The 23,878-nt window shown below is 54.4% G+C and carries 23 protein-coding genes; 18 read left to right on the top strand and 5 right to left on the bottom strand.

The window, feature by feature from the left end:
- On the top strand, nucleotides 1-714 hold the full coding sequence (locus MW898_RS08900) for a helical membrane plugin domain-containing protein (protein WP_248906391.1): 714 nt from the start codon (nucleotides 1-3) through the stop codon (nucleotides 712-714).
- Nucleotides 715-858: 144 nt separating this feature from the next.
- On the opposite strand, the gene MW898_RS08895 is transcribed toward MW898_RS08900, so the two are convergent.
- A complete protein-coding gene (locus MW898_RS08895; RefSeq protein ID WP_248906389.1) occupies nucleotides 859-1,323 on the bottom strand; it encodes a cupin domain-containing protein in 465 nt (154 codons plus the stop codon).
- 292 nt (nucleotides 1,324-1,615) lie between these two features.
- On the opposite strand from MW898_RS08895, the gene MW898_RS08890 reads away from it, so the two are divergent.
- Complete coding sequence (locus MW898_RS08890; protein ID WP_248906388.1) at nucleotides 1,616-2,260, top strand: helix-turn-helix domain-containing protein; 645 nt, start codon at nucleotides 1,616-1,618, stop codon at nucleotides 2,258-2,260.
- 14 nt (nucleotides 2,261-2,274) lie between these two features.
- On the opposite strand, the gene MW898_RS08885 is transcribed toward MW898_RS08890, so the two are convergent.
- On the bottom strand, nucleotides 2,275-3,276 hold the full coding sequence (locus tag MW898_RS08885) for a DUF8073 domain-containing protein (RefSeq protein WP_248906386.1): 1,002 nt from the start codon (nucleotides 3,274-3,276) through the stop codon (nucleotides 2,275-2,277).
- A gap of 216 nt (nucleotides 3,277-3,492) precedes the next feature.
- Between MW898_RS08885 and pabB the strand changes: the two genes are divergently transcribed.
- Nucleotides 3,493-5,025, top strand: coding sequence for an aminodeoxychorismate synthase, component I (gene pabB, locus MW898_RS08880; protein ID WP_248909736.1), 1,533 nt, complete (start codon nucleotides 3,493-3,495; stop codon nucleotides 5,023-5,025).
- A 23-nt stretch (nucleotides 5,026-5,048) separates the two neighbouring features.
- Nucleotides 5,049-5,669, top strand: coding sequence for an anthranilate synthase component II (locus tag MW898_RS08875; protein ID WP_248909735.1), 621 nt, complete (start codon nucleotides 5,049-5,051; stop codon nucleotides 5,667-5,669).
- Here MW898_RS08875 and MW898_RS08870 read toward each other — a convergent pair.
- Nucleotides 5,620-6,480 carry a bifunctional 5,10-methylenetetrahydrofolate dehydrogenase/5,10-methenyltetrahydrofolate cyclohydrolase gene (locus MW898_RS08870; protein ID WP_248909734.1) on the bottom strand — a complete coding sequence of 287 codons (861 nt, stop codon included), beginning with the start codon at nucleotides 6,478-6,480 and terminating at the stop codon, nucleotides 5,620-5,622. The two genes, MW898_RS08875 and MW898_RS08870, sit on opposite strands and share 50 nt — an antisense overlap.
- 276 nt (nucleotides 6,481-6,756) lie before the next feature.
- Between MW898_RS08870 and MW898_RS08865 the strand changes: the two genes are divergently transcribed.
- The 3 genes from MW898_RS08865 to MW898_RS26500 all read left to right on the top strand — a co-directional run bounded on the left by MW898_RS08865 (nucleotide 6,757) and on the right by MW898_RS26500 (nucleotide 9,018).
- Nucleotides 6,757-7,146, top strand: a complete 390-nt coding sequence (locus MW898_RS08865; protein ID WP_248906384.1) for a cupin domain-containing protein — start codon at nucleotides 6,757-6,759, stop codon at nucleotides 7,144-7,146.
- 213 nt (nucleotides 7,147-7,359) lie between these two features.
- On the top strand, nucleotides 7,360-8,703 hold the full coding sequence (locus MW898_RS08860) for a glycine cleavage T C-terminal barrel domain-containing protein (protein ID WP_248906382.1): 1,344 nt from the start codon (nucleotides 7,360-7,362) through the stop codon (nucleotides 8,701-8,703).
- A gap of 168 nt (nucleotides 8,704-8,871) precedes the next feature.
- Complete coding sequence (locus tag MW898_RS26500; RefSeq protein WP_438268692.1) at nucleotides 8,872-9,018, top strand: DUF7577 domain-containing protein; 147 nt, start codon at nucleotides 8,872-8,874, stop codon at nucleotides 9,016-9,018.
- A 45-nt stretch (nucleotides 9,019-9,063) separates the two neighbouring features.
- On the opposite strand, the gene MW898_RS08855 is transcribed toward MW898_RS26500, so the two are convergent.
- Together MW898_RS08855 and MW898_RS08850 are read right to left on the bottom strand one after the other, a co-directional pair.
- Nucleotides 9,064-9,918, bottom strand: coding sequence for a methylenetetrahydrofolate reductase (locus tag MW898_RS08855; protein WP_248906380.1), 855 nt, complete (start codon nucleotides 9,916-9,918; stop codon nucleotides 9,064-9,066).
- Nucleotides 9,919-9,921: 3 nt separating this feature from the next.
- A complete protein-coding gene (locus MW898_RS08850; RefSeq protein WP_248906378.1) occupies nucleotides 9,922-10,071 on the bottom strand; it encodes a hypothetical protein in 150 nt (49 codons plus the stop codon).
- A gap of 510 nt (nucleotides 10,072-10,581) precedes the next feature.
- Here MW898_RS08850 and MW898_RS08845 point away from each other — a divergent pair.
- The 11 genes from MW898_RS08845 (at nucleotide 10,582) to MW898_RS08795 (ending at nucleotide 23,696) form a co-directional block, all read left to right on the top strand.
- Nucleotides 10,582-11,475 carry a bifunctional methylenetetrahydrofolate dehydrogenase/methenyltetrahydrofolate cyclohydrolase gene (locus MW898_RS08845; RefSeq protein WP_248906375.1) on the top strand — a complete coding sequence of 298 codons (894 nt, stop codon included), beginning with the start codon at nucleotides 10,582-10,584 and terminating at the stop codon, nucleotides 11,473-11,475.
- Nucleotides 11,476-11,785: 310 nt separating this feature from the next.
- A complete protein-coding gene (locus MW898_RS08840; RefSeq protein ID WP_248906374.1) occupies nucleotides 11,786-12,973 on the top strand; it encodes a hypothetical protein in 1,188 nt (395 codons plus the stop codon).
- 156 nt (nucleotides 12,974-13,129) lie between these two features.
- Entirely contained in the window at nucleotides 13,130-14,050 is a 921-nt protein-coding gene (locus MW898_RS08835) for a hypothetical protein (protein ID WP_248906372.1), read from the top strand.
- 259 nt (nucleotides 14,051-14,309) lie between these two features.
- Nucleotides 14,310-14,816 carry a DUF8162 family protein gene (locus MW898_RS08830; protein WP_248906370.1) on the top strand — a complete coding sequence of 169 codons (507 nt, stop codon included), beginning with the start codon at nucleotides 14,310-14,312 and terminating at the stop codon, nucleotides 14,814-14,816.
- 144 nt (nucleotides 14,817-14,960) lie between these two features.
- Nucleotides 14,961-16,403, top strand: coding sequence for an RtcB family protein (locus MW898_RS08825; RefSeq protein ID WP_248906368.1), 1,443 nt, complete (start codon nucleotides 14,961-14,963; stop codon nucleotides 16,401-16,403).
- A 367-nt stretch (nucleotides 16,404-16,770) separates the two neighbouring features.
- Nucleotides 16,771-17,463: a thioredoxin domain-containing protein gene (locus tag MW898_RS08820; RefSeq protein WP_248906365.1), complete on the top strand. Its 693-nt coding sequence runs from the start codon at nucleotides 16,771-16,773 to the stop codon at nucleotides 17,461-17,463.
- A 424-nt stretch (nucleotides 17,464-17,887) separates the two neighbouring features.
- Nucleotides 17,888-18,178, top strand: a complete 291-nt coding sequence (locus MW898_RS08815) for a MarR family transcriptional regulator (protein WP_248906362.1) — start codon at nucleotides 17,888-17,890, stop codon at nucleotides 18,176-18,178.
- Nucleotides 18,179-18,539: 361 nt separating this feature from the next.
- On the top strand, nucleotides 18,540-20,210 hold the full coding sequence (locus MW898_RS08810) for a molybdopterin oxidoreductase family protein (protein WP_248906360.1): 1,671 nt from the start codon (nucleotides 18,540-18,542) through the stop codon (nucleotides 20,208-20,210).
- Nucleotides 20,211-20,367: 157 nt separating this feature from the next.
- Nucleotides 20,368-21,525, top strand: coding sequence for a glutathione-independent formaldehyde dehydrogenase (locus MW898_RS08805; RefSeq protein WP_248909733.1), 1,158 nt, complete (start codon nucleotides 20,368-20,370; stop codon nucleotides 21,523-21,525).
- Between the two features lie 240 nt (nucleotides 21,526-21,765).
- Complete coding sequence (locus tag MW898_RS08800) at nucleotides 21,766-22,554, top strand: ABC transporter ATP-binding protein (RefSeq protein WP_248906358.1); 789 nt, start codon at nucleotides 21,766-21,768, stop codon at nucleotides 22,552-22,554.
- A complete protein-coding gene (locus MW898_RS08795) occupies nucleotides 22,554-23,696 on the top strand; it encodes an ABC transporter permease (RefSeq protein WP_248906356.1) in 1,143 nt (380 codons plus the stop codon). Before MW898_RS08800 ends, MW898_RS08795 begins: the two co-directional genes overlap by 1 nt.
- Nucleotides 23,697-23,878 lie beyond the last annotated feature (182 nt).

Raw genomic sequence — 23,878 nt, 5'->3', positions numbered from 1 at the left:
ATGGCGAAGCCACAGAAATCGTATCCGGAGACGGCCACCAACGGGGCACGGGAGCCAGAGGGAGACACGCTCCACGCGGTACTGGCAGATCACGACAACGATCTCGCATCGATCCTTTCGACAGACGAAGTGAACAACCTCCTCACGACGGTCGTGCTGATCGCTGCGAGTGCTGATGAGTCGGACCTCGATCACATCACGGAATCGACCGCAACACTCATCGAGGCAGCTGACGGCCTGACGACGGCTGAAACAGCCGAGCTTGCAGAGAATGTCGGTGCGAATGCGGCAGAGCTCTCGACAGTACTCGAGACGGTCCTTCAGCTCGAACGCGAAGGTCATCTCGACGATCTGGTGACCATCACAACGGCGTTCACGGATGCGCTCTCTCCTTCCGAGGTCGCGGAACTTGCGGACACAGTGGAAGCGGGAGGAACCGACCTCGCCGAGACACTCGACCTCCTCCTCGATCTCCAACGAGGGGGTCACCTCGAAGATCTCATCGATATCGTGAAACCGCTCTCTGCTCTCGAAGTCGAACCGGAAACTGTGGACGGACTGAACACGATCCTTGGCGCGGTCGGTGCGGCCCAGAACGAATCACAACCTACCGGTTTTCTAGGACTTCTTGGATCATTCAAACAGCGCGATGTCCGTGCTGGTCTCGGCTACCTCGCTTCGTTCTTGGCTGCGCTCGGGAGGAGAGTTAGATAAGAGCAGATGTTTCGGTTCTGAATTCTCACTCTTCTCGTTGCTCCCGCCTTGTTTCATCGCGCCCGATCTCATTCCGTCCTAGCAACTTCCATTCGTCAATGATCGACGGGTCAGTCTGTTCTGGAAACGTCGATGCAGAGCCTGTTAGGTCGAGACGGCGTCTTCGTCCTTTTCGAGGACTTCATCGCGCTTGCGATCGATCCAGAGAGCCATCGGCCAGTCGTCTCCGTCGGAGGGTGTGAAATCTTCGAGATTTTCGAGTCGAGCGACCGACACCGGTCTGTGAATAACCATTCCCTTGTGAACCTGTTCTCCAACAGTCTCGATCTTGTTTCTGGCACCTCCCGGTAGATAGACGAACTCCATCGGCCCAACCTCTATGGTCTGATGGCTCCCGTCTTCACGTTCGAGGGTGTATCTGGCCCGTCCTTCGAGGCACATCGAAACCTCATCCATGTTGGGGACGTGAGTATGCCAGTCGATCATTCCCGAGGGCCCCATCTCAAAATAGAGAAGCACTAGATCATTCGTGGTGAACAACGGATAGGCCCGCACCTGCCCTTCGACCTGCTCTACACTGCTTGCCTCCTCGGCACGGACTTTGTACATCTTCTGTTCGGGTAGATGGGCGTGAGACAGCCTCTCTGGGGTCAGACCCCGATGTTCTTCATTGTCCCGAGACATTTTCAATACTACATGTGAATTACCTCACAACGTCTAAATATGTGCCGGTGAGACTGCTCGTAATGTTTTACAATGAAGGTTTCCAACGTACTTTCAAAGTCATGAGCACGATAGACAATCGCCCGACGCAGGAGGAGTATCAGACGGTCATTCGGAATACCTTGGCGTACCGACACCAAAGCGTACCGCATCTCGGATTGAGACGGGGTTGTTGCTCGTGAATCTGATCGCTGTCGTAGACATCGCCCATCCAGATCTCGCACTCACGCCGACGATTCACGCGTGTTCTGATGTGACGATACAGGTCGTTCCTCAGTCTGCGACTGATTCCAAGACTGGTATGTTTTTCTTCACTGTCGAGAACGCCGATGAGACGCTCGAAACCGTTCTCGATGAAGACCACACAGTCGCCGAGTGGGAGTTGGTGACCGATTCCGATACGACCCGCGCCTATCGGATCCGACATCCCGAGGAGACGAAGCTCATCTCGCCAAAAACGAGCGAACTTAGTGGGCTGATGCGCGAGGCAACGAGCAACGCACGGGGATGGACTGTCCGTCTTCAGTTCCCCGATCGAGCGGCGCTCGCTACATTGTCGGACTACTGTGAAGCCCGAGATATCTCGTTCGATCTAACCCAGATGTTTCGACAGGATGAGTGGACTGGTTCGGAACCGACGGGACTCACCGAACCACAGCGAGTTGCGTTGGTAACGGCCTACGAACGCGGCTACTTCGAGGAGCCCCGCGAAGCCCATCTCTCGGATATTGCACAATCTCTCGGCCTGTCGCCGACCGCTATTGGTGGACGCATCCGCCGCGGTACGGCCAAACTCATCGAAACAGCACTCATTCGGGACTGACGTCCGACAGCGTACTACACCGCGCTATGCCGGAGGCGTTCGATGACCTCCTCTCGACTAATCTCACGCTCTGTTTCTGTGGCGAGTCGTCCAACGACGAGATCGAGCAGATTGAGCTCTCGTAACATGTCGAGCGTGTTCTCGCGCTCAATGCCGATGTCGCGCTTGACCTCATAGATGGTGTTTGACTCACGTACCGTCTCGATAATCGTCTCCACCGTTACGTCATCTGGGAGACCAATCCCGTCAGCGACGACAACGGGCGTCTGTAGATCACCCTCATCGCTCGCCGTTGCTGGCGCTGGTGTGTCTTGGTCAGTTTCAGTAGTAGTGTCTGGTTTGGAGTCGACGTCAGCGTCAGTGTCTGGTTCAGGGAGAGTGTCGTCGCTATCGTCTGTGGTAGCAGTGTTGTAGGAGTTCGGTTCGTGGATGCCGTAGTCGATCATATACCGACGAACAGTCTCAGCGGTCACGTCCATCCCGAGTTCGTCAGGCATCTCGGTGAATGTATCACACGATTCGTACACCTCAGCGAGGAGCTCGGGATCTCTGAACGGTGGGAGATCTCTGTTCTGATGGGAGTCAACGGATTCGCTGCGTTCGTTGCTCTCGTTGTGAGAGTGGGTCTCCTGTGGGTTCTCGTTGCTTTTTTTCGATGTCACGACGTCTCCAGTCGGAACAGACGCCGAGAGTGTCAGCGTGATTGTGCCGTCGGAACCAAACGATGCGTCAGTCGGTTCGACCGAGACATCGCGGTTCGTGGGGACAATGGCCTGCGAGGATTCGACCTCGAATCGGAGTCTCCCGTCTCCGTCGACGCTCATGGCACAAGGAGAGATTGCTGCCCGGCCCTCCGCTTCCTTCGACGGGCACGCAGAGATCGATACTTCGATCTCGGCAGTTAGTGCTCCATCGGATTCGGGCGTATCCTTGATGAGTTCGACACTACTCACTCGTTCCTCCTCGCACTCATCGAGGAAACGCGCCAATTTTCGAAAGGCGCTACTAACGTCCATGGTGGTTGTTACCATGAATGGATCGTATTCATCATAAAATGGCGTGGCGAATTATGGCTATGTTTATATGTTGTCGGTTGTCGCGCGCCCATTGTTGATGCTTGATGGTGCCGAGAGAGGCCCGTGGACGGCCCACGAAAACGTTTAGTCGGCATCGATTCAAGACTCGCCATCGACCAGTCGGTTCGTCGTTACTGGCTGGGGCGCGATAGAGCCATGCTACAAGGAGATCTACGTGTCGTCACGACTGAGGCTTCGTTCGTTGAGACCGCTCGATGCGCTCCGCGGGCGGCACGGGTGCCGGTTGAAGTTCACGTATCGGTCAGTGATCCATTTCTCGCCTACCGACGGGTTCGTGGTGGAGTGATTGAGAAGAACTCGGATGCCGTCGCGTCCAAAGGCGATGGCGTCTACCTAGAGACGACAGGGGGGCAGTCCGGATGGGGATATTTCGCTGTCGACCCGATAACACGCCTACAGGTAGGGGCCGATCACGTCTCGATCGACGACACTCTGTCGCCATCACTCACAGAGCTTGCGGGCTTGCTTGAAGATGAGACGTTGATGCGTGGAGACTGTGACGTCCCCTACCCGTGTGGCGTGTTCGGCTGGCTCTCATACGACGTCGCGCGTGAGCTTGAGACGCTTCCGGACACAACGGCGGACGACCGGGGACTTCCTCGGCTGCAGTTGGGCGTATTCGATCGTGTTGTGGCGTGGGAGGAACCGCGCTCCGGGGACGAAACGATTCTGCGTGTGACGGCCTGTCCGTCAGTTGGTTCAGATCCGGTGGCGGCTTACGAACAGGGCCGCGACCGCGCCCTCGCTCTTGCGAGGGCCGCTGTCGACGGCGACCCAACGACAGATCCACCGCCAGTCCGGCGATCAACCGCTCGTTTCGAGAGCGACTGTCCGCCAGATGCGTTCGCCGAGAGAGTCCAGCGGGTGAAAGAGTATATCCGAGACGGGGATACGTTTCAGGCGAATATCTCCCAGCGTCTTCGTGCACCAGCGGCTGTTCATCCGGTGGCGGCGTTCGACGCCCTCCGACGGGTGAATCCTGCGCCGTATTCGGCATTCATCGAGTTTCCGGGCGTCGATCTGGTGAGCGCATCGCCCGAACTCTTGCTCGATGTCGAGGGAGACCGTCTTCTTACCGAACCGATCGCCGGAACGCGTCCTCGCGGCGACACTCCCGAATCTGACGCCGAATTCGAACAAGATCTATTAGAAAACGAGAAAGAACGCGCAGAGCACGCGATGTTGGTGGATCTCGAACGCAACGATCTCGGGAAGGTCAGCGCGTACGGGAGCGTCGAAGTGACCGAGTACCGGCGCGTTGACCGCTATTCGGAGGTGATGCATCTTGTTTCACTCGTCGAGGGATCTCTGCGAACGGATCGTACCCTGAGTGACGCTGTCGCCGCGGTCTTTCCGGGAGGGACGATCACTGGGGCCCCAAAGCCTCGGACAATGGAGATCATCGATGAGGTCGAAACCACCCGTCGAGGTCCCTACACCGGGTCGATCGGCGTATTCGGTTTCGATGGACGCGCCACACTCAACATCGTCATCCGAACGCTCGTGCGCCGTGGTGATGAGTACTTTTTACGCGTCGGCGCTGGCATCGTTCATGACTCGAACCCCGATCACGAATACGAGGAAACTCTCGATAAGGGACGCGCACTCGTTAGAGCACTCGATGAGGCGCTGGGTGAACGGGCTGATCTCGCCGTGGAGGAACAGTGAGTAACCAACCCCCGAACAAATCCATGACTCAAATCCTCGTCGTTGACAACTACGACTCGTTTGCGTACAATCTCGTCCAGTACGTCGGTGCGGCCGTTGGTGCTCCCGATGACGGGGCGGTGATCGTCCGGCGAAACGACGAGATTGACGTGGATGGCATTCGCTCGCTGGATCCAGACGGTATCATCGTCTCTCCAGGGCCTGGCACACCAGCCGAAGCTGGCGTCTCTGTCCCGGTGTTTCGAGAGTTGCGCTATCCGACGCTCGGTGTCTGTCTCGGCCATCAAGCACTCTGTGCAGCACACGGTGCGCCTGTTGTCCACGCGCCCGATGTTGTCCACGGCAAATCCTCGACAGTCCGTCACGATGGCCGTGCTATCTTTGAAGAATTCCCCGACGCTTTTGAGGCCGGACGATACCACTCTCTGGCGGTCGAACGGGGGAAACTCCCCGACTGCTTAATCGAGACGGCGAGTACCGATGACGAACGTGCGGTGGTGATGGGAGTTCGCCACCGCGAGCACCCTCACTACGGCGTACAGTTCCATCCCGAGAGCATCCTGACTGGGATCGGACTACAGATGATCGAAAATTTCATTGACGTTGTCGTTCGGCCGCGCGAACGACATTTTGGAGAAGCATAGCGAGCGTCACTGGACCAACACCGCCCGGAACTGGTGTGATTGCACTCGCCTTCTCTTGGGCGCTCTCAGCGTCGATGTCACCAACGACTACAGGACGTTCGCTGTCCGTCGATCGCCGGTTGGCGCTCACATCGATGCAGACAACATCTGTAGAAAGCATCGACCCGTCAACGAGTTCTGGCACGCCGCACGCAGTTACGACGACATCTGCCCGGCGCGTCTTCTCCGCGAGATTTCGGGTGTGAGAGTGACTAACCGTCACTGTCGCGTTGCCATTCGAACGCTTCTGGAGGAGATGATTCGCAAGCGGCTTGCCGATGACGTTCGACCGGCCGACGAGTACGACATCCCGTCCCTCGATCGAAACGTCGTACGCCGCGATCAGACGAAGCACTGCGGCAGGCGTTGCTGGTACGAATCGTGGGTCGCCGCTCACGAGACGACCGAGGTTTTCTGGGTGAAAGCAGTCTACGTCTTTCTGTGGGTCGAGCCGCTGTCGCACGTTGATCGACTCGACATGTTCCGGAAGAGGGGCCTGAACGAACACCGCGTGAACGTCTGGATCGGCGCACAGATCGTCTACTGCTCGATAGAGATCCTCGGCAGACGCTGTGGGATCGAGCCGGACATCTTGACCTTCGATGCCAAGATCTTCGCAGGCAGCGTGTTTTAGATCCATGAACCGCTCGTCCGACGGATCGTTGCTCATCAGGAGAGTCCCAAGCGTTGGAACGATCCCTTGCTCTCTGAGTTCGTGTACCCGTTCACGGATCTCCTCGCGGATTTCGGCTGCAATCGGCTCGCCACGCATCAGTTTGATCGAGGTCACACCCAACTCTTGGACAGACACGACTTGTAGCTTCGCAGGAAATGAGTGATGGCACACGAGGTATCACAGCTCAAATATCGAAGTGACGACACTTTCGGTGGTTTTCATCAATGGATAGCGAGAGCCAGTACGAAGCGGCTGTTATCAACGGATTTACTCTTCCGGCCAGATCCACAACTATCCTCGAAGTGATTTTGATCACGTCCTCGTTTCGATGACGTCAGAACAGCTATCGGCGTTCCCTCCGAGCAGTAGCATATGAACACCGAATTCAGCATCGTCGACCCGCATGATGTTCCAACAGAGTCGTTCAATACGTGCGATGTTTCTCATCGCAAGTTGACGGAGACGCTCGGCTGCACCGAAATGCGAGTCAATCAGGTCATTGTCGAACCAGGAGAGATCACCACGCCGCACGCCCACGAGGGACAAGAAGAGGTATTCGTCGCGCTGACTGACGGACAGATCGCTATCGAAGACGAGGTGCACGACGTTCCCGCAGGTGGGATTGTCCGAGTCGCACCAGAAGCGAGCAGAAACTTCCTCAATAAAACCGACGACACAACACACGTCTGGCTCGCTTTCGGTGCGCCGCCAGTCGGAACGATCGAAGACTTCGGTGCGTACGTTATCCCTGACCGGGAGTAATTCGTTGACAGCGGATGCTGTACAGAAAGCGAGCTTGCGTGTGCAGGGTTGGATCGGATCATCTTCGAGTCATCATGGTCGCGGCGACACAGACCGACAGCCACCTCCGGGAGCGTGCAAGATTACTGCACGCTCAAGACAGCTGATCGGGTATAAATGGGACACATACCTCACATGAGCGTTTATGCGAATCGAGTGTGTCAGTGACTGACGATGTCAGACGATTCGCCGAAGACGGAGACCCCGTCGCACCCGAACGTTCCAAGCGTCGATCAGTCGGACCGTATGGTTCCGAGAAACCTGCGCCAGTCCGGGGATCCAGGAATAGAGATGTTGGTATCCACTCGTGTGCGCAAGTCGCCGTTTTTCCACAAATCCTTCAATGAGGAGGGTGCGTGGCGAGCAACGGTCTACAACCGTATTTATCACCCGCGTGGTATGGTCGAACCAGAAGACGGCGGGATGATGAAGGAGTACGATGCGCTCGTCAACCGGGTGACGCTGTGGGACGTCGCAGTCGAGCGCCAGATCCGCGTGAAGGGATCGGACGCAGAAGACTTCGTCAACTACGTCATCACCCGTGATGCGACGGAGATCGAGCCAATGCACGGAAAGTACGTCATTCTCTGCAATGAGAACGGCGGCATCCTGAACGATCCTGTGTTGTTGCGCCCAGCCGAGGATGAGTTCTGGTTCTCGATCTCAGATTCAACGCTGATGCAATGGCTACAGGGCGTCAACGTCGGTCACGACTACGACGTCGACATCGACGAAATCGATGTTGCACCGATGCAGATACAGGGACCACTATCTGAGGACGTGTTGGTCGATCTGGTAGGCGAGGAAGTGAGTGAGATTCCGTACTACGGTCTGATGGACGCCGAGATCAATGGCTGCTCGGTGCTCGTGAGTCAGACTGGATTCTCCGGCGAGAAAGGCTTCGAGATCTACGTGCGTGATGCGATGAAAAACGCAGAGGCCGTGTGGGATCCCGTCTTAGCTTCCGTTAAGGACCACGGCGGAATGCAGGTCGCTCCTGCACATCACCGCCGGATTGCAGCGGGGATCCTCTCGTGGGGACAGGATATGGATCACGAAACCTCCCCATTCCAAGTCAACCTCGCGTATCAGGTACCGGATGATAAAGAAGCGGACTACATCGGGAAAGAAACGCTCGAGCGTCAGCGCGAGGATATTGAAGCGGGTGATTACCCATTCAACATGAAGATGGTCGGACTGAAGCTTGGCGGCGAACCGATCTCGGACTACGCGCCCGACTTCTGGCACGTTTCTGAGTCGGACAGTGGCACGAAGGTCGGCTACGTCACGTCTCCGTGGTACTCGCCGAAACTTCAAACCAACATCGCGCTTGCCCACGTGCCAGCAGAAAAGACTGATATCGGCACAGAGTACGAAGTCCACCTGCCGGACGAGTACGCCAATGAGCCGGGAGAGCCAGTTCCTGCCGAAGTAGCCGAGGTGCCGTTCCAGAAATCGGTGAATCCGAGCGCCCGCGAGCAGGCCAAAATGAACGCCGAAGAGGACGCAACCAACTGAGTCGGGAGCCGCTACTCACATTACAGCGAGGGACTGTTCGAGCCGAATGTTGAGGGACAGAACAGATGACATTTGTCCGTTTTCGATTTGCGAAAGTAGTCGAGTAATTGGTGCTGTGAGAACACGTCTCAAAAAAAATTCAAACGGATGCATCTCTGAGCCGTACATATGTCTCGCCACGTCAACCACATCTTTTCTGTTAATTTACATCCCATGGGAACCGCTGATACAGGACGGTGCCCACGGTGTGAGACCGAAAACGACCCATTGTTCACGTACTGCCGGAGCTGCGTCCAAATGCTCTCTGAGACGTAAGCAGAATAAGACGCTGATTGTTGTCGGTCGACTTCGCTACGAGCGCTACTCCAGCAGCCGTTCGTCGCGCCACGACTCGATATCTGGCACCTGATTGAACGTGTAGATGTGTATCCCTCGAATCCCGTAGTCGGCGGCCTGCGGTGCGAGTCCATCGACGAGTGTGTCTGGTGCGTATTTACCGCGTGATCCGACGAGTTGGCGGACGAAGCCAACGACGCCGGTCGTTTTCCGGAGAAAGCGTACCGAATCTCCCACACCAACCTTCTGGGAGATGTTCAACAACCGTTGATACTTCATAACGCCCGGGATGCCGACTTCCACTGGAAGTTCGACTCCACGCTCCCGAATGGTTTCGATCCACCTGAGAACGGCTTCTGGATCGTAACAGAGCTGCGTGACGATGTACGTGGCGTATGGTTCTTTCATCTCCATCGTTTCCGCCAATGTCTGTTTGTCGAGGAAGGCGTGACCTTCTGGATAACCAGTGATGCCCACCTCCTCGAACGAATACTCCGATTCATCGAGTGCCGAGAGGAGCGCGTACGCTGAATCGAACTCGCCGACGGGTTCTTCGCGATCACCGCCGGGCACGAAGATGTCGGTAATTCCGACTGCGGTGAGTCGCTGTGCGATCTCTTCGAGATGTGCTTTGTCGCGTACGTAGCGTGCTGCGATATGCGGAATGACCTCGTATCCTTGCTTGGCAGCTTTCTCTGCCCAGACGATCGTCGCTTCGAGTCCTTTCGTGGGAGAGGCTGTGATGGCGATTTGTGCTCCCTCTGGAAGGTGCTCTATCTGCTCCTCGAAGCTCTCGAACGGCATCAATTCGAACCGCGGATCAGAGAGCAGGTCCGTTACACCGGTAACTGTCGTACTTGATCGGCTTCCGAGTGTCATGATTCAGTCCCCCACGTGGTGAATCACCCACTCTCCTCCGCCAAATGGACCGATGCACTCGACCGTTCCTCGGAAATGCTGTGTTTCTCGTGTTGAGTATGTGAGCGAGCGACGGTCGTCGTGGATATCCTGTTCGGTCTCGAATGTGAACATCGCGTGACTCCAACAGGACCACGGACTTAGGTCTTGTCCCGACGATTAAAATAAAAACAAATATATGATATATCTGGTTTCATTGCTGTCCTAAAGCGATAGAAATCGACTCTCTGATGTCGTGTATACACTGCACCGGTAATTTGACCCATTCACTAAAATGCTATTATGGGTGAAACGTTGTGTCTTCTGAACAATTGCACGATCCGCCACATCACTTAGAATCTCCGATAGTGTGTACTATCAATAAACTGTCATTATACGGGATAATCAACATTATTTTGTCGTGTTGTGGTTTCGAAAATCGAAGTCGTCAATTTTTCTAATGGATTGGCGATCCCATGAATTGATAACGCTACCTCACGCTGGTTTACATATGCCGTCTAGCGGGCGTGTCTCTGGTCGCTGTTGCGTGAGCAGTGCAAGCCAACGCTGGATGGGTCACGAAAGATCGAATATGATGGTACACACGTACTACACGGTTTTCGATAGAACGGGTGATGTGGGTCCGTGACGCACGTCTTAGACGGAAACGCTGTCGGCAAGAGGATACGGGACGATCTCCGGGACAGTATTGCTGATCTCGACAGCGCAGGCGTGAAGCCGGGGCTTGCCACCGTACTGATGAGCGATGATCCGGCGAGCGAGACGTACGTCTCGATGAAACAACGGGCGTGTGATAACCTCGGTATCGAGAGTATTCACCACGAGTTGGATGCCGATGCGCCTGCGGACGAACTGTTCGACACTGTGGAGACGTTGAACAACGCATCGGAAGTGCACGGGATCCTCGTACAGATGCCTGTCCCAGATCACGTGGACAAACGCGAAGTTCTGCGGAGTGTCGATCCAGTCAAGGATGTCGATGGCTTTCATCCCGAAAACGTTGGTCGACTGGTTGCAGGTGATGCGCGATTCAAACCTTGTACCCCACACGGTATTCAGATGCTCCTCGCGGACGCTGGCGTAGAGACTGAAGGGGCTGATGCTGTTATCGTTGGTCGGTCTGACATCGTCGGGAAGCCCATGGTCAATCTCCTCATCCAGAAGGAGCCAGGTGGAAACGCGACCACGACGGTCTGTCACTCACGGACGAAAAATCTCAGTGAGAAGACGCGACAGGCCGACATCCTCATCGCTGCTGCGGGCTCTCCTGAACTCATCGATGGTTCGATGATAACGGAAGGCACGACCGTCATTGATGTCGGCGTCAACCGGGTCGATGCAGATACTGAGAAAGGTTATGAGCTCGTTGGCGATGTCGAATTCGAGAGCGCCAAAGAGAAGGCTGGAGTCATCACACCAGTTCCGGGTGGTGTTGGACCAATGACCATCACGATGCTGCTGTACAACACGGTGAAAGCTGCTAGTATCCAAGAGGACGTTGCTGTGGACCTTCCCTGAACAGGTGAACTCTTTGTCGATTCTCCCGCTGTGGAGAATCAAATATTTGTAGTGTGATTGACGATATTTGTTGGTGAAGATAGATGGAAGACCCATCAAATGAGCTTCTGACGGCGTGTCTCGTTCTGATTCTCGAATGGATTATAAATACTAGTCTCATCACTGTCGATGGTACGACACAATACGTATCGAAGACGATATGATCTGGAACATAATTAGGTATAAAATACGATAGATGTCCATCAATAATTTGGGGTCATACGCGGGATCACGTGGTGCAGGCCGTCTGTTTTCGGGAGTTGCAGTTTGGGTGGTACTCGGTACGGTATTTGCCCAGTATACAGCCATTGTCTCCGATCCATGGGACACCGTTTTCATTGTTCTCGTATACGGACTGTTGTCTCTCGCATACTGGTCCCGGTACGGTTTCGATATATCGATCCCCCAGTCAGCGGGTATCGCTTTTGGTGGCATCGTCGTACTGTTCTTGTTGCAAGTAGCGCTCGGAAAATACGCCCGTCCCTCTCTTGCGCTGTTTCCGATATACACGACCGGCGTTGCTTTTGTTAATCTCTTTCTCGTTCCGCGACTCGTTGATCGTCGGACCGTCTTCCAGCAGATAGCTCTCTTTGGAGCGGTTCTGGGTGTGCTATTTCTCGGAGCCGTTATCACTGGTTATGATACGACCATTCCATTGCTCGCTGACGATGGGTTTGGTGTCATCGATCGGTTCGTCTCGAACGTCGTCGGTATTGTTGCTGTCGTCGGTGCGATCAGTTCGCTTGATGAAGTTGTGACGCGTCGGTCGTTCTCTTGGATTCTCCCACTCATCGGTAATCTGATCTTCGCCGTTATCATTACCAGTCCCGGTGTTGTTCTGATTCTCGCTGTCGGTACTGTTGTCTACGTTCTTGATCTCGTTATGGATCGTCGATTCGTCTCTGGAATCGTGGGCTGTGGATTCGTCTTCTCTATCCTGTTGGTCTCTATCGCTCTCGCGCTTCCGTTATCACTCATTAGAGAGATTCCCACAGCAGTCGAAACCGTACCAGGACTCACAGCTCACATGCGATACATCGCGTGGCGCGGGGCATTTGGCGCAATCCGCGATTCGCATCTGCTATGGGGTGCTGGATTCCAAACTGCCGAATTCTTCTCTCAGTATACACTGGACGGTCGAGCCGTCGGTGCTCACAACTCATTTCTCCTCGTGTTTTCTCGGGCTGGTATCGCAGCATTCGCTCTGTATCTCGTCCTCATCGGAGGGCCAATCGCACGCGCTCTCCGGGAGCACACTGTCGATCGTCTCCTTTTGGCACTCATCGTCGCGTTGGGTGTGAACATCTTTTTCGAGAGCTACTCGTTTTGGAGCACCGGCATCCACGGGGTCCTCCTGGGTGTCGTTTTCGGGTATCTCATCGATGATCTCACTGAGCCAGACGAGACACTCGCCGCAGGAACCGAACCCACTGATATTGAGACAGAGCGTGAGGTGTGAACTCGCGAGAAACAGACGTAGACTGTAGAATGATTTGATAGTCGTGTCGGTCAGAGAAAGAGCCACAAATTTTAAACTGGAATGTATCTGGACACGATTATCCAAGATGCAAAGGCCGATCGTTGTGTATTTACTGCGCAGAAATAGATCATTGGTATGAGTGGGGAGAGGGAGAGCGGCATTGAAACGGGAGTGCATACCGCGCAGTTAGCACTTTTTGGAATCGGAATCGGCTTCATAGTAATTGGTATCGTGATCACCAGCGGGTTCAATCCGTTCGGTATGCTGATCTCTTCCTCCAATTCGACCCGGATGACAAATACGACAGCAGCACTCAGCTCTCCAAGCTCAGGTCCAAATCCAAGTGCTGCTACGCCAACTGACACTTCGCTATCGACGACGGTACCCACTCCAACAACAGCGCAGACAACGGCTGCATCAACGCCAACCGCAACGTCGACGCCAACTGCAACGTCGACGCCAACTGCAACGTCGACCGTAACACCAACGCCGACAACAACATCAACCACAACGTCAACGCCAACTGCAACACCAACGTCGACGCCGACCGCAACATTGACGCCAAATGCAACGTCAACACCGACCGCGACGCCAACCGCGACGCCGACTGCAACACCGACCGCGACGCCAACCGCGACGCCGACTGCAACACCGACAGCAACGCCAACCGCGACGCCGACTGCAACACCGACAGCAACGCCAACCGCGACGCCGACTGCAACACCGACAGCAACGCCAACCGCGACGCCGACTGCAACACCGACAGCAACGCCAACCGCGACGCCGACTGCAACACCGACAGCAACGCCAACCGCGACGCCGACTGCAACACCGACAGCAACGCCAACCGCGACGCCGACTGCAACACCGACAGCAACGCCAACCGCGACGCCGACTGCAACACCGACAGCAACGCCAACGCCAACACCAACACCAACGCCAACCGCGACGCCAACGCCAACCGCGACGCCAACACCAACGCCAACCGCGACGCCAACGCCAACACCAACACCAACCGCGACAGCAACGCCGACTGCTACCTCATCTCTTCAGTAACCGACGGTAGCAAGTAGCCCCTGTCGGCAATTTCACTCGTAGGCGGCTGTAATCTCGTTTTCTTTGATGAGGGTGTTATTTCCGAAAACGATCGTGAGTGCGAACTATCGCATAGAGTTGGATATCTGATTCGGGGTGTTCAGATCGGTTTGCTTCGAACTGGATCGAACTGGGTTGTAGTGTTCTCGATCCAGTGGTTAATCATCGCTGAGCTGGATATCCTATCAAGCTTTATTGTGTTCGCTTGATCGGGATTTGTATGGTTGTTCCCGACGTGCTTGCATTCGTTTCATTGGAGTTCATTGGTGGTGCGCTCCAGATCGGTGTGATCAGTCTCGGTCTCGGGTTGTTAGCGTCGCTTGTACTAGTACCGTTCCTATTGAATGGTCGACTACGGTCTCTTTTTGCGACTGTTGGACCAACTGATCACTGGATGGGAAACTATCCTATTGTTATGACAATCGTTGGTGGCGGAGAAATTGCTCTCTTTGCGCTCACGGTGGAACTAATCGCAATCGAATACGCGAATCCAGCGACTGTCGAACAACTCATTCTATCAGCGAGTGTCGCGCTCCTTCTAGGTTGTATTCTCGTATTGAGTCTTCTACCGCTCGTCGTCTTTCCCCGACTCGGTATCGACTGGGATAAAAACGGTTACGACGCACGAACTGTCGGCCTCGTCTGTGGTGCTGTCCTCTGGTATCACGCCGGAACGATTTTCCTGTCACCCTATACCTTCGATTGGATCCCTTCTCCACTACTCTAATACGACGAGAGACCCTAAATCAAGATAACATCGAACAACGGTTTTGCGACTGATGAATTGATCTCCAACCCGGGATCATCCCTTCGTGAGTGATGTTGTCACAGAACCGAAATCATCAACTGATAGCAATTGGGTACTAACGATATGGTTGTAAACATCTCTGGGGAACACACCAACGCCCGATTTATGATCGACAATGACAATTTACTTGAACAGGCTGTTGTCGATCAAGTTCGTGAATTGACCGATCATCCAGCGTTCACCGAACCGATCGTCATGCAGCCGGACAGCCATCCCGGAGCCGGTGCACCGATCGGTTTTACTATGCCGTTGTCGGATCGAATCGTTCCGAACATCGTAGGCGTTGACGTGGGCTGTGGTATGACCGCGACAAATCTTGGTTCCGATCTCCCGCTTGCGGATGCCGAGCGCGAACGTCGCGTTCGGGAAGCAGTTCCGATGGGACGGTCTGTCCACGCGTACGACGACGCTCCTCATTTGATCAACAGCTTCCCATTCGATCGAGCGAACAGCGTGTTCGATCAATTTGACGCTGCCTACTGCGAGCAGTTCGGGCGGGAAATCGATCCCGTCGAGTTCGACTTCACGGGGTACGACGGCGCGTATTTCAAATCACTCTGCCGACGCGTGCTGCGCAGCCAGCGTCAAGGGATGGGCCACGTCATCAAAAGCGCCGGAACGCTCGGAGGTGGCAATCACTTCGTCGAGTTCGCACGTGCACGCGATTCTGGAACGTACTGGCTTGTCATTCACAGTGGCTCTCGGTATCTCGGGAAGGCCGTCGCCGAATTCTGGCAATCGCGGGCGACCGAACAGCGAAACGCCGAATCAATCCGTGCGTCCATTCCAGAGCGCTACTACGACTACGTGAAATTTGATCCAGAAACGGTCGACAATAGCGATCTCCACGCGTGGGTGACCGGTGGAATGGGCGAGTCACACCTCAGAACAGAGCGTATCCGTTCGGAGTGCGAGGACAGCGACGCGGTGTTTCAACAACTGACGTCACTTCGCCCAAATTCTGATACTCGGAATACAGAACTCGACTGGCTCGAAGGACGCGAAGCCGACGGATACTACGTCGACATGTTGTTCGCACAGCAGTACGCTCGCTGGAATCGAACGTTGATGAGTGACGCAATCTGTGCTATGCTCGACATCGAACCGGTCGATCGGATATCGAGCATCCACAACTACATTGACTTTCACGATTTGACCGTTCGGAAGGGAGCCACTCCTGCTCGTGCAGACCAACGACTCATCATCCCATTCAACATGGCAGACGGATCGGTTCTTGCCCGTGGTCGTGGGAACGAGACCTATCATCAAACCGCTCCTCACGGCGCGGGTCGAGCAATGAGCCGACGAGAGGCAGAAGAGGCTGGATCGCTAGAGGCGTTCACCGAAGCAATGGATGGCATCTATTCGGAATCGGTCGTCGAATCGGTTCTCGACGAGGCTCCGATGGCGTATAAACCAGCGGACGCGATCGTTGATGCGATCGAACCAACCGCAGAGCTCATCGATTGGCTCGATGTCGTCCACAATCTCAAGGCCAAAGAGTGACTTGGGAATATATCAATCGTATGCGGGATGATGCGGCTTTAGTCCTACTGTCATACGTGCACCCGTTGACAGAGTGAGAAGGCCTATACTATCTGGAACATACTCGTCTGATATCAATGTCGATTGGACGCCCGCTTTACGACAGAGTCAGAAGGCGTAGTAGATCTTGTCCTCCCACTGGTTCTTCTGTTCCTGTTTCTGTTCGTTCAGTTCTCTCAGCTCTCTCAGCTCTCTCAGTTCGAGAGCAGAATGCCAGAATGCACTGCGAAGTTTCCGCCTCACGTGCCGACACATGACGAGAAAAAATCAATTTACTGCTGGTAGCCGCTCGAAGATCAGCTGCAATACGGAGACGACGCGTCGTACTGTGCCAACAAACCAGTCGGAGCGAGCAGTCGGTCAATCTGAATCAACACAGGCACGCACGAGCCAATCGATGTCCCGACGAGCTTTACTGACAGTAGCAACCGGGGCGATCGGTGCGCTCGCTGGCTGTAATGTCCCGTTTCTTGGTCCATCGTCACCAGAGTGCTCTGGTCAGCAGATCACCGATCTTTCAGCACCCCGCTCGGGACCTGCAAATGCACCGGTTTCGGTCGGAATCTACACGGATTTTGCCTGTCCTCACTGTCGGGATTTTTTCCTCGATGTATATCCAGCTGTCCGCAAACGCATACCACAAGAGACAGCGCACTTCGTTTACCACGATTTCTTACTGCCAGTCTCCAAGTGGTCATACCCGGTTGCGAGCGCTGCTCGTGAGATCCAACGAGCACAATCGGACCGTGCGTTCTGGACGTTCGCCAAACTGGCCTACCAAAACCAAAACGAGTATTCATTCGACGTACTGGAACAGATCACTCGGAAGGTAAAGGGTGATCCACAGGCTGTTCGCCGCGCTGGCGAACAACTTCCCTACTGCCGGCTACTCAAGCGTGAGCGCGAACGCGGTGCAAACCGTGGTGTCGAGGGCACACCGACTGTGTTCGTGAATGAGCAGAAACTCGAAGCCCCTTCAGCGAATGAACTCGTAGATGCAATTACGAATGCAAAAGGCTAACTGTACCTGTCGAATAAATATCGAGGGCATAATTATATACTATTAATAAAATATAGCTTCAAAAATATTTTTACTGGTGTAGCAATTGGTTATATGTGGCGCATCGGGCGCTGTAAAATGGATCGAACGACGACAACTACCGGACCATAGAAGGACACTGATGGGCTTTACATGCCCATCTATCCGTTATGAGGGGGTGGGTAGTGACTTGTCTCGTGCTTTTTGTCGTAAAATTTTCTTCAGAGTGGTTACTGTATACTACTCTCACGTATACCGTGGGCTGTGACTATCCTTCTACGATCACTATTAATTTTGGTTCGATTACTACACTGGTAGATTTCTCCTTGCCTCCCTCGGTCTGACAGCTTCGGCTGTCAAATGGGAACGAGTATGTCTCTACTCGTGATAGGTGTCTTCGTCGGATATGTCACAACCAGACACGTCGACTGGTAGCACTTTGAAGGGTACAGCCCACCACCGTTTTGAACGTCTCCGTGCACAATCTCCAAGCGCGAAGTTGGTCTATCGCGTGCTCAACGAGAGTGAATCCCCGCTTACGACACAGATTCTGAGCGAGCGAACACTACTTGCGCCGCGTACAACCCGGTATGCGCTTCGTCGACTCCGGGAGACAGATCTCGTCTATCGAACTGTTTGCTCGGATGATCCTCGTCAGTACCGGTATCAGGCCGTTGTAATTGACCACACGCAGTAGCCTTTTTCTTCCTCATTCCGAGCGGGATGGTTCTGTTTTATAACTGGCTGATACCGGTCCTGTAGATTGCTGACTGGCTAACGAGATGGCTGGGTGGCCAAAGCAGTTCTTGGGTTCCATGGACTTAACTGAATGGCGAGCTATCATACAGCATAGATACGACGGTTGTAGAGGAGCGGAACAACCCATTAAGTAATCACGCTATGAGCACTGATCTGATCCGGAAAACCACCACAGAGCAAATAATCAAAGCGACGGACGACATCGACTCACCGATCGGCTCGGATATCGATACCACTGGCAAAGGATACAGTATTCGTTGTCCACACGAGCTGAGAGAACGCCTCGGATCGCTATGCAAATGAAGGACGAACGAAAAACGAGTATCTGCCCGTCATGTGCGGTTGGCTGTAGTCTTCGATACGATACTGAAACCGATCAAGCGACCGCGCCCAACGATGCCGTCGTTAATTGTAATGGCCAACTTTGCCCAGAAGGAATCAGTGCGTTCGATCCGCTCGAAACCGATGATCGGATTGATCGTCCGTTGATTAAACGCGACGGAGAATACATTCCCGTCTCGTGGGAAACAGCGTACGACCGAATCGAATCCGAGTTGACACGGATTCAGAACCGTGATCCCGACGCGCTGGCATTTCTTGGTTCTCCCCACGCAACGAACGAGGAGAACTATCTCTTCCAGAAGCTCGCACGCGCGCTCGGAACGAACAATATCGACAACAGAGCACGGCTCTGTCACAATTCGGTCGAGGCAGCCATGAACGAACGGCTCGGATCGAGTGCGATGTCGAACAGTCTCGAAGATCTACGAGAAGCAGATGCATTCCTCGTAATCGGAGCGAATCCTGCCGGTCGACAACCAATCGCGTTCGATTCGTACATCCGTCCTGCTATCGAGAACGGCGCGACCCTAATACAGGTCGATCCAAGCGAGAACCGAACAACGCAAGCCGCGGATCTCTCCCTCTCACCTCGTCCAGATACCGATGTGTTCGTCATAGCGTTGCTCAATCTGTATATTCTCAATGCCGAACTCTGTGATGAACAGTTCATCAGCGAACGAACCGAAGGGTTCGATCAATTCGTTGCAGCGGTAGACGACATCGATCAAGAGGCGTGCGCAGCGACGGCTGGCGTTAATCTGAGTGAAGTCCGTAAAATCGCTCACGTGTTTGGGCGGGCAGAACGGGCTACAATCATTACTGCGACCGGCATCGGGGAGTGTGAGTATGGAGGAACGGAAACGACAGATGCCCTAATCGATCTCCTCTTGCTCACCGGAAATTTCGGGGACCCGGGCACGGGAATGAACCTCTTTCGGGGAATGAACAACGAACAAGGTGCGAATGACATGGGCGCACGTCCGCACACACTCCCCGGCTATCAGGACGTAACCAATCCGACAGCACGAGCACGCGCAACCAAACAATGGGAGATCGAGCCGCCGGCAACGCCGGGACGCTCGGAGCTCGATCTCGTTCGCTCGTTCGGTGACTCGATAGAGGGTGCGTTTGTCTTCGGGGAGAACCCCGCGATGACGAAGATGGATACCCAACGCATCGCACAGAACCTCGATCGAGTTTTCCTCGTTGTCCAAGATCCGTTTCTGACGGAAACGGCTGCACACGCGGATGTTATCCTCCCTGCGAGTGCGTGGTCGGAGAAATCAGGGACCGTAACAAATCTCGACCGTCACGTCCAGCGCGTACGGCAACTGACGATACCTCCTGAGGAAACCAAGCTGGATCTTGAAATCCTCTGTGAACTTGGTGCTCGACTCACCGACTCGTCCTTCGCATACGACGGACCGGAAGACGTCTTCGAGGAGATGTGCCAAGTCAACCCTCTGTACGCCGGCATGTCGTACTCTGGCATCGAACACGGTGGCCAACGATGGCCGTTTCGAGAGGCTGCAGACGAAGGGACACAAATACTCCACGAAGAGCGCTTTATGAACGGTAAACAGCGCGTCCGATTCGAGCCGATCTCGATCGACCCATCCCCACCGTAGCTCGGCACAATCCGAAGATTCCGGATGCTCCGTCTATTTTTCTTCGATCTTACAGCCATGAGTTCCTATAGAATTTCCACCAATATCATCAATAATCATTAACTAGCACTGATGTTGTTCGCTGCCTCAATAGTAGTGAGGGGAGTCAACAATGTCCATGAAAGCTGTTGTATACCAAGGAGCACACGACGTTGCCGTCGAAGAGGTTGACGAGCCCGAGATCGAACACCCAAGCGACGTTGTCATCGATATCACGACCGCAGCCATCTGTGGGTCGGATCTACACATGTACGAGGGGCGAACCGGTGCGGATCCTGGTATCGTGTTCGGACACGAGAACATGGGGATCGTAGAGGAGGTTGGTGACGGTGTTGGAACACTCACGGAAGGTGACCGGATCGTTCTGCCGTTCAACGTTGCCTGCGGATTCTGTGAGAACTGTGAGAACGGCTATACCGGCTTCTGTTCGAACGTGAATCCGGGGTTCGATGGGGGTGCTTACGGATACGTTCAAATGGGACCGTATCAAGGTGGTCAGGCAGAGAAACTACGCGTACCGTACGCCGATTTCAACGCGCTAAAATTACCGAAGGGCAACGAGCACGAGGACGCATTCGCGTTGCTCGCGGACATTTTCCCAACCGGGTGGCACGGTACGCGGCTTGCAGATCTCCGACCTGGTGAGTCAATCGTGATCTACGGAGCCGGTCCCGTCGGATTGATGTCTGCCTACAGCGCGAAATTACAAGGCGCAGCATCGATCTACGTCGTCGACCGGGCACCCGATCGACTCGAACTTGCAGAGGAATACTGCGATGCGACGACGATCAATTTCGAGGAGGAAGACCCAGTCGAGCGGATCGTCGAAATGACTGGCGGCGGGACGGACAAAGGCGTTGACGCGGTTGGTTACCAAGCAGTCGATCCGGAGATTGACGCCGAAGATGAGTACGATCCAGCCAGGGAGAATCCGGCAATCGTGCTCAATAACCTCATCAAAACGGTGCGTGCGACCGGTAAAATAGGCGTTATTGGTCTCTACGTCCCAGAAGACCCCGGTGCACCAGACGACATGTCCGCTGAGGGACGATTGGGTATCGACTTTGGGAAGCTCTTCGAGAAGGGACAGCGGTTCGGAACGGGACAGTGCAACGTCAAGCAGTACAACCGCCGGCTACGCGATATGATTATCGAAGGCCGCGCTGACCCGACCTTCCTCGTCTCCCACCGAGTTGGTCTCGACGAGGCCCCCGAAATGTACGAACAGTTTGATAACCGTGAGGAAGGCGTCACGAAGGTCCTGCTGGAACCGTAGCTACGGGCCTAACAGAACGATTTTTTGAGGGCTCCATCTCGGAAGTCATCCGGCCTCACCATTTGATTACCTCATATTCTTCAGATAAAGTGCGGTACGTACGTCTCAGATATAAAATATTTCTATTATTACTATGGTGATATTATCGGGGGGTATGCTATGTTATGGCTTACACAGCTAAATTTGTTGCAGGCATTAGCCGGGCCTCCGTTGAGTACCCTGTAGCCGTTAGGAGGATCGATGGCTCCCGAGCAACAGACGACAACTGCGTCCGACGCAGCGGTAACCTTAGATAGCGTTGGAAAAACATTTCATAGCGAAAGAGCACCGGTGCAGGCATTGGCCGGGTTGTCGTTTACATTACCGCACGGATCATTCACCGCAATAATGGGACCAAGCGGTGCCGGAAAAAGTACGCTGATGCACATTATCGGTTGTCTCGACACGCCAACCGAGGGGACAATAACTATCGATGGGCGCGACGTGACAACCTTATCGTCGCCCGAACGGACGCGTGTGCGTGCCACCACGATTGGATTCATTTTCCAGATTTTCCAGCTGCTGCCCCGACTCACTGCCCTCGAGAACGTCGCATTGCCGTTGGTATTTCAAGGAGTCGACCGAGAGACTCGTACCAAGCGTGCAGACGAACTCCTTGCTCGCGTCGGTCTCGGTGATCGAACTGAACACTATCCTGCAGAGTTATCCGGTGGCCAGCGACGTCGAGTAGCCATTGCCCGCGCGCTCATCAACAGTCCAACACTGCTACTCGCAGATGAACCGACTGGGAATTTGGACACCGAGACAGGAAATCGAATCCTACGGCTCTTCAAAGAGCTCAATGAGGAAGGGAACACGATTCTCGTAGTCACCCACAAACAGCGCGTCGCCGAGTGTGCTGAGCGGGTTATTCATCTTCGGGACGGGATGGTTACTGGAACAGAACAGCCAAGCGAGGTTCCCCCACAGACGATTGGGATTCCGGACGATCGGTCACGGCGCTCTTCTATCGGAGAGGAGACTAACTAATGGACCTCATCGAAAGCCTCCGTCTCGCGTGGCGTGCGGTTCAGGGGTATCGCCTTCGATCGGTGCTCACGACGCTCGGAATCGTAATCGGTGTGGCAGCCGTGATCTTGTTCGTAACCCTCGGTGCCAGTCTACAGGCTGCAATTGTTCAGGAAGTTGCAGGCGATCAGAAACCAGAACTCACGGTGGCAGTCGTTCCTAAAGATGGGGGAATGTTGGCCGCCGCGCAGGGGAGATCTCCCGTGTTCACCGAACACGATGTCAAGCATCTTCGACGCATGCCCGGAGTCGAGGAGGTCTATGGGCACGAACAAACAACGGTCTCGAATGAACGATCCTCCTCACAAACGATCGTTTACTCCGGAGAAGCTCCGCCCAATGTGGCACCACTGGTTCCCCTATCAACCGGTCGATCTGCACCGTTTGGTCCTCGGCCAGTAATGGTCTCGCTTTCTCCCGGCGCATCGGTCCCGGCGACGGTCTCTGGACACGTCGGTACGGAGTCGGTTGATGGACGAGTCAACACCACTGTCGTCGCTCGTGTGAGTCCCGAACAATCCGGGGCCAATACGAACAATCGTTATTCACGTCTCACTGTCAAGGCGACTAACTATCGGGAACTCCCGACGGTCCGCCAGCGTGTGAACAGCTATCTCCGAACCAAATCAGATGCCCACATCAACAAGCCGGATAGTTCTAAATTCCTGCTCATGTCGAACGAACAGTTGGTCACTGAAATCAACAACATTGTTGGGACAATCACAACGTACATCATCGGTGTCGCGCTCCTTTCGTGGCTCGTCGGCTCGATTGGTATTATCAACATCATGTTGATGAGTGTTACAGAACGGACTCGGTCAATCGGGATTATGAAAGCCGTGGGGGCCCAGAACCGGGACATTCTTCAGCTCTTCCTCGTTGAGGCAATCACACTTGGTGTCATTGGTGCGGCGATCGGAACTGTTGTCGGGATTTTTGGTGGTGTGATTGCAACTGATCTGCTCAGCTTGCCACTAGTCTTTCGTTTACAGTGGGCGGTGTTTGCTGTTCTTAGCGGCATTGCTGTCGGTATCGTTGCTGGTGTTTATCCCGCTTGGCGCGCTGCTCGTACTGACCCGATAGAGGCCCTTCGTTATCAGTAGTTCTCCATCATTTTCTCGAACGGATGAACTGCTATGATTCTCGCTGTCTACAGTCTTCTGGTAGTACTGATATTGTCTTCAGAAGTATCTACTTAATTGGCACCATCTCGTGTGGCTTTCTGAGAGAGACGGTTAAAAAACGCTGAGACAGCGTGGTCACTGAGCGAATACCTGCTAGTCGC

The sequence above is a fragment of the Halocatena marina genome, from assembly GCF_023276375.1.
In the GTDB taxonomy this organism is placed as follows: domain Archaea; phylum Halobacteriota; class Halobacteria; order Halobacteriales; family Haloarculaceae; genus Halocatena; species Halocatena marina.
The sequence above is the reverse complement of the archived record's forward strand: the minus strand, read 5'-3'. Positions and strand labels throughout refer to the sequence as shown.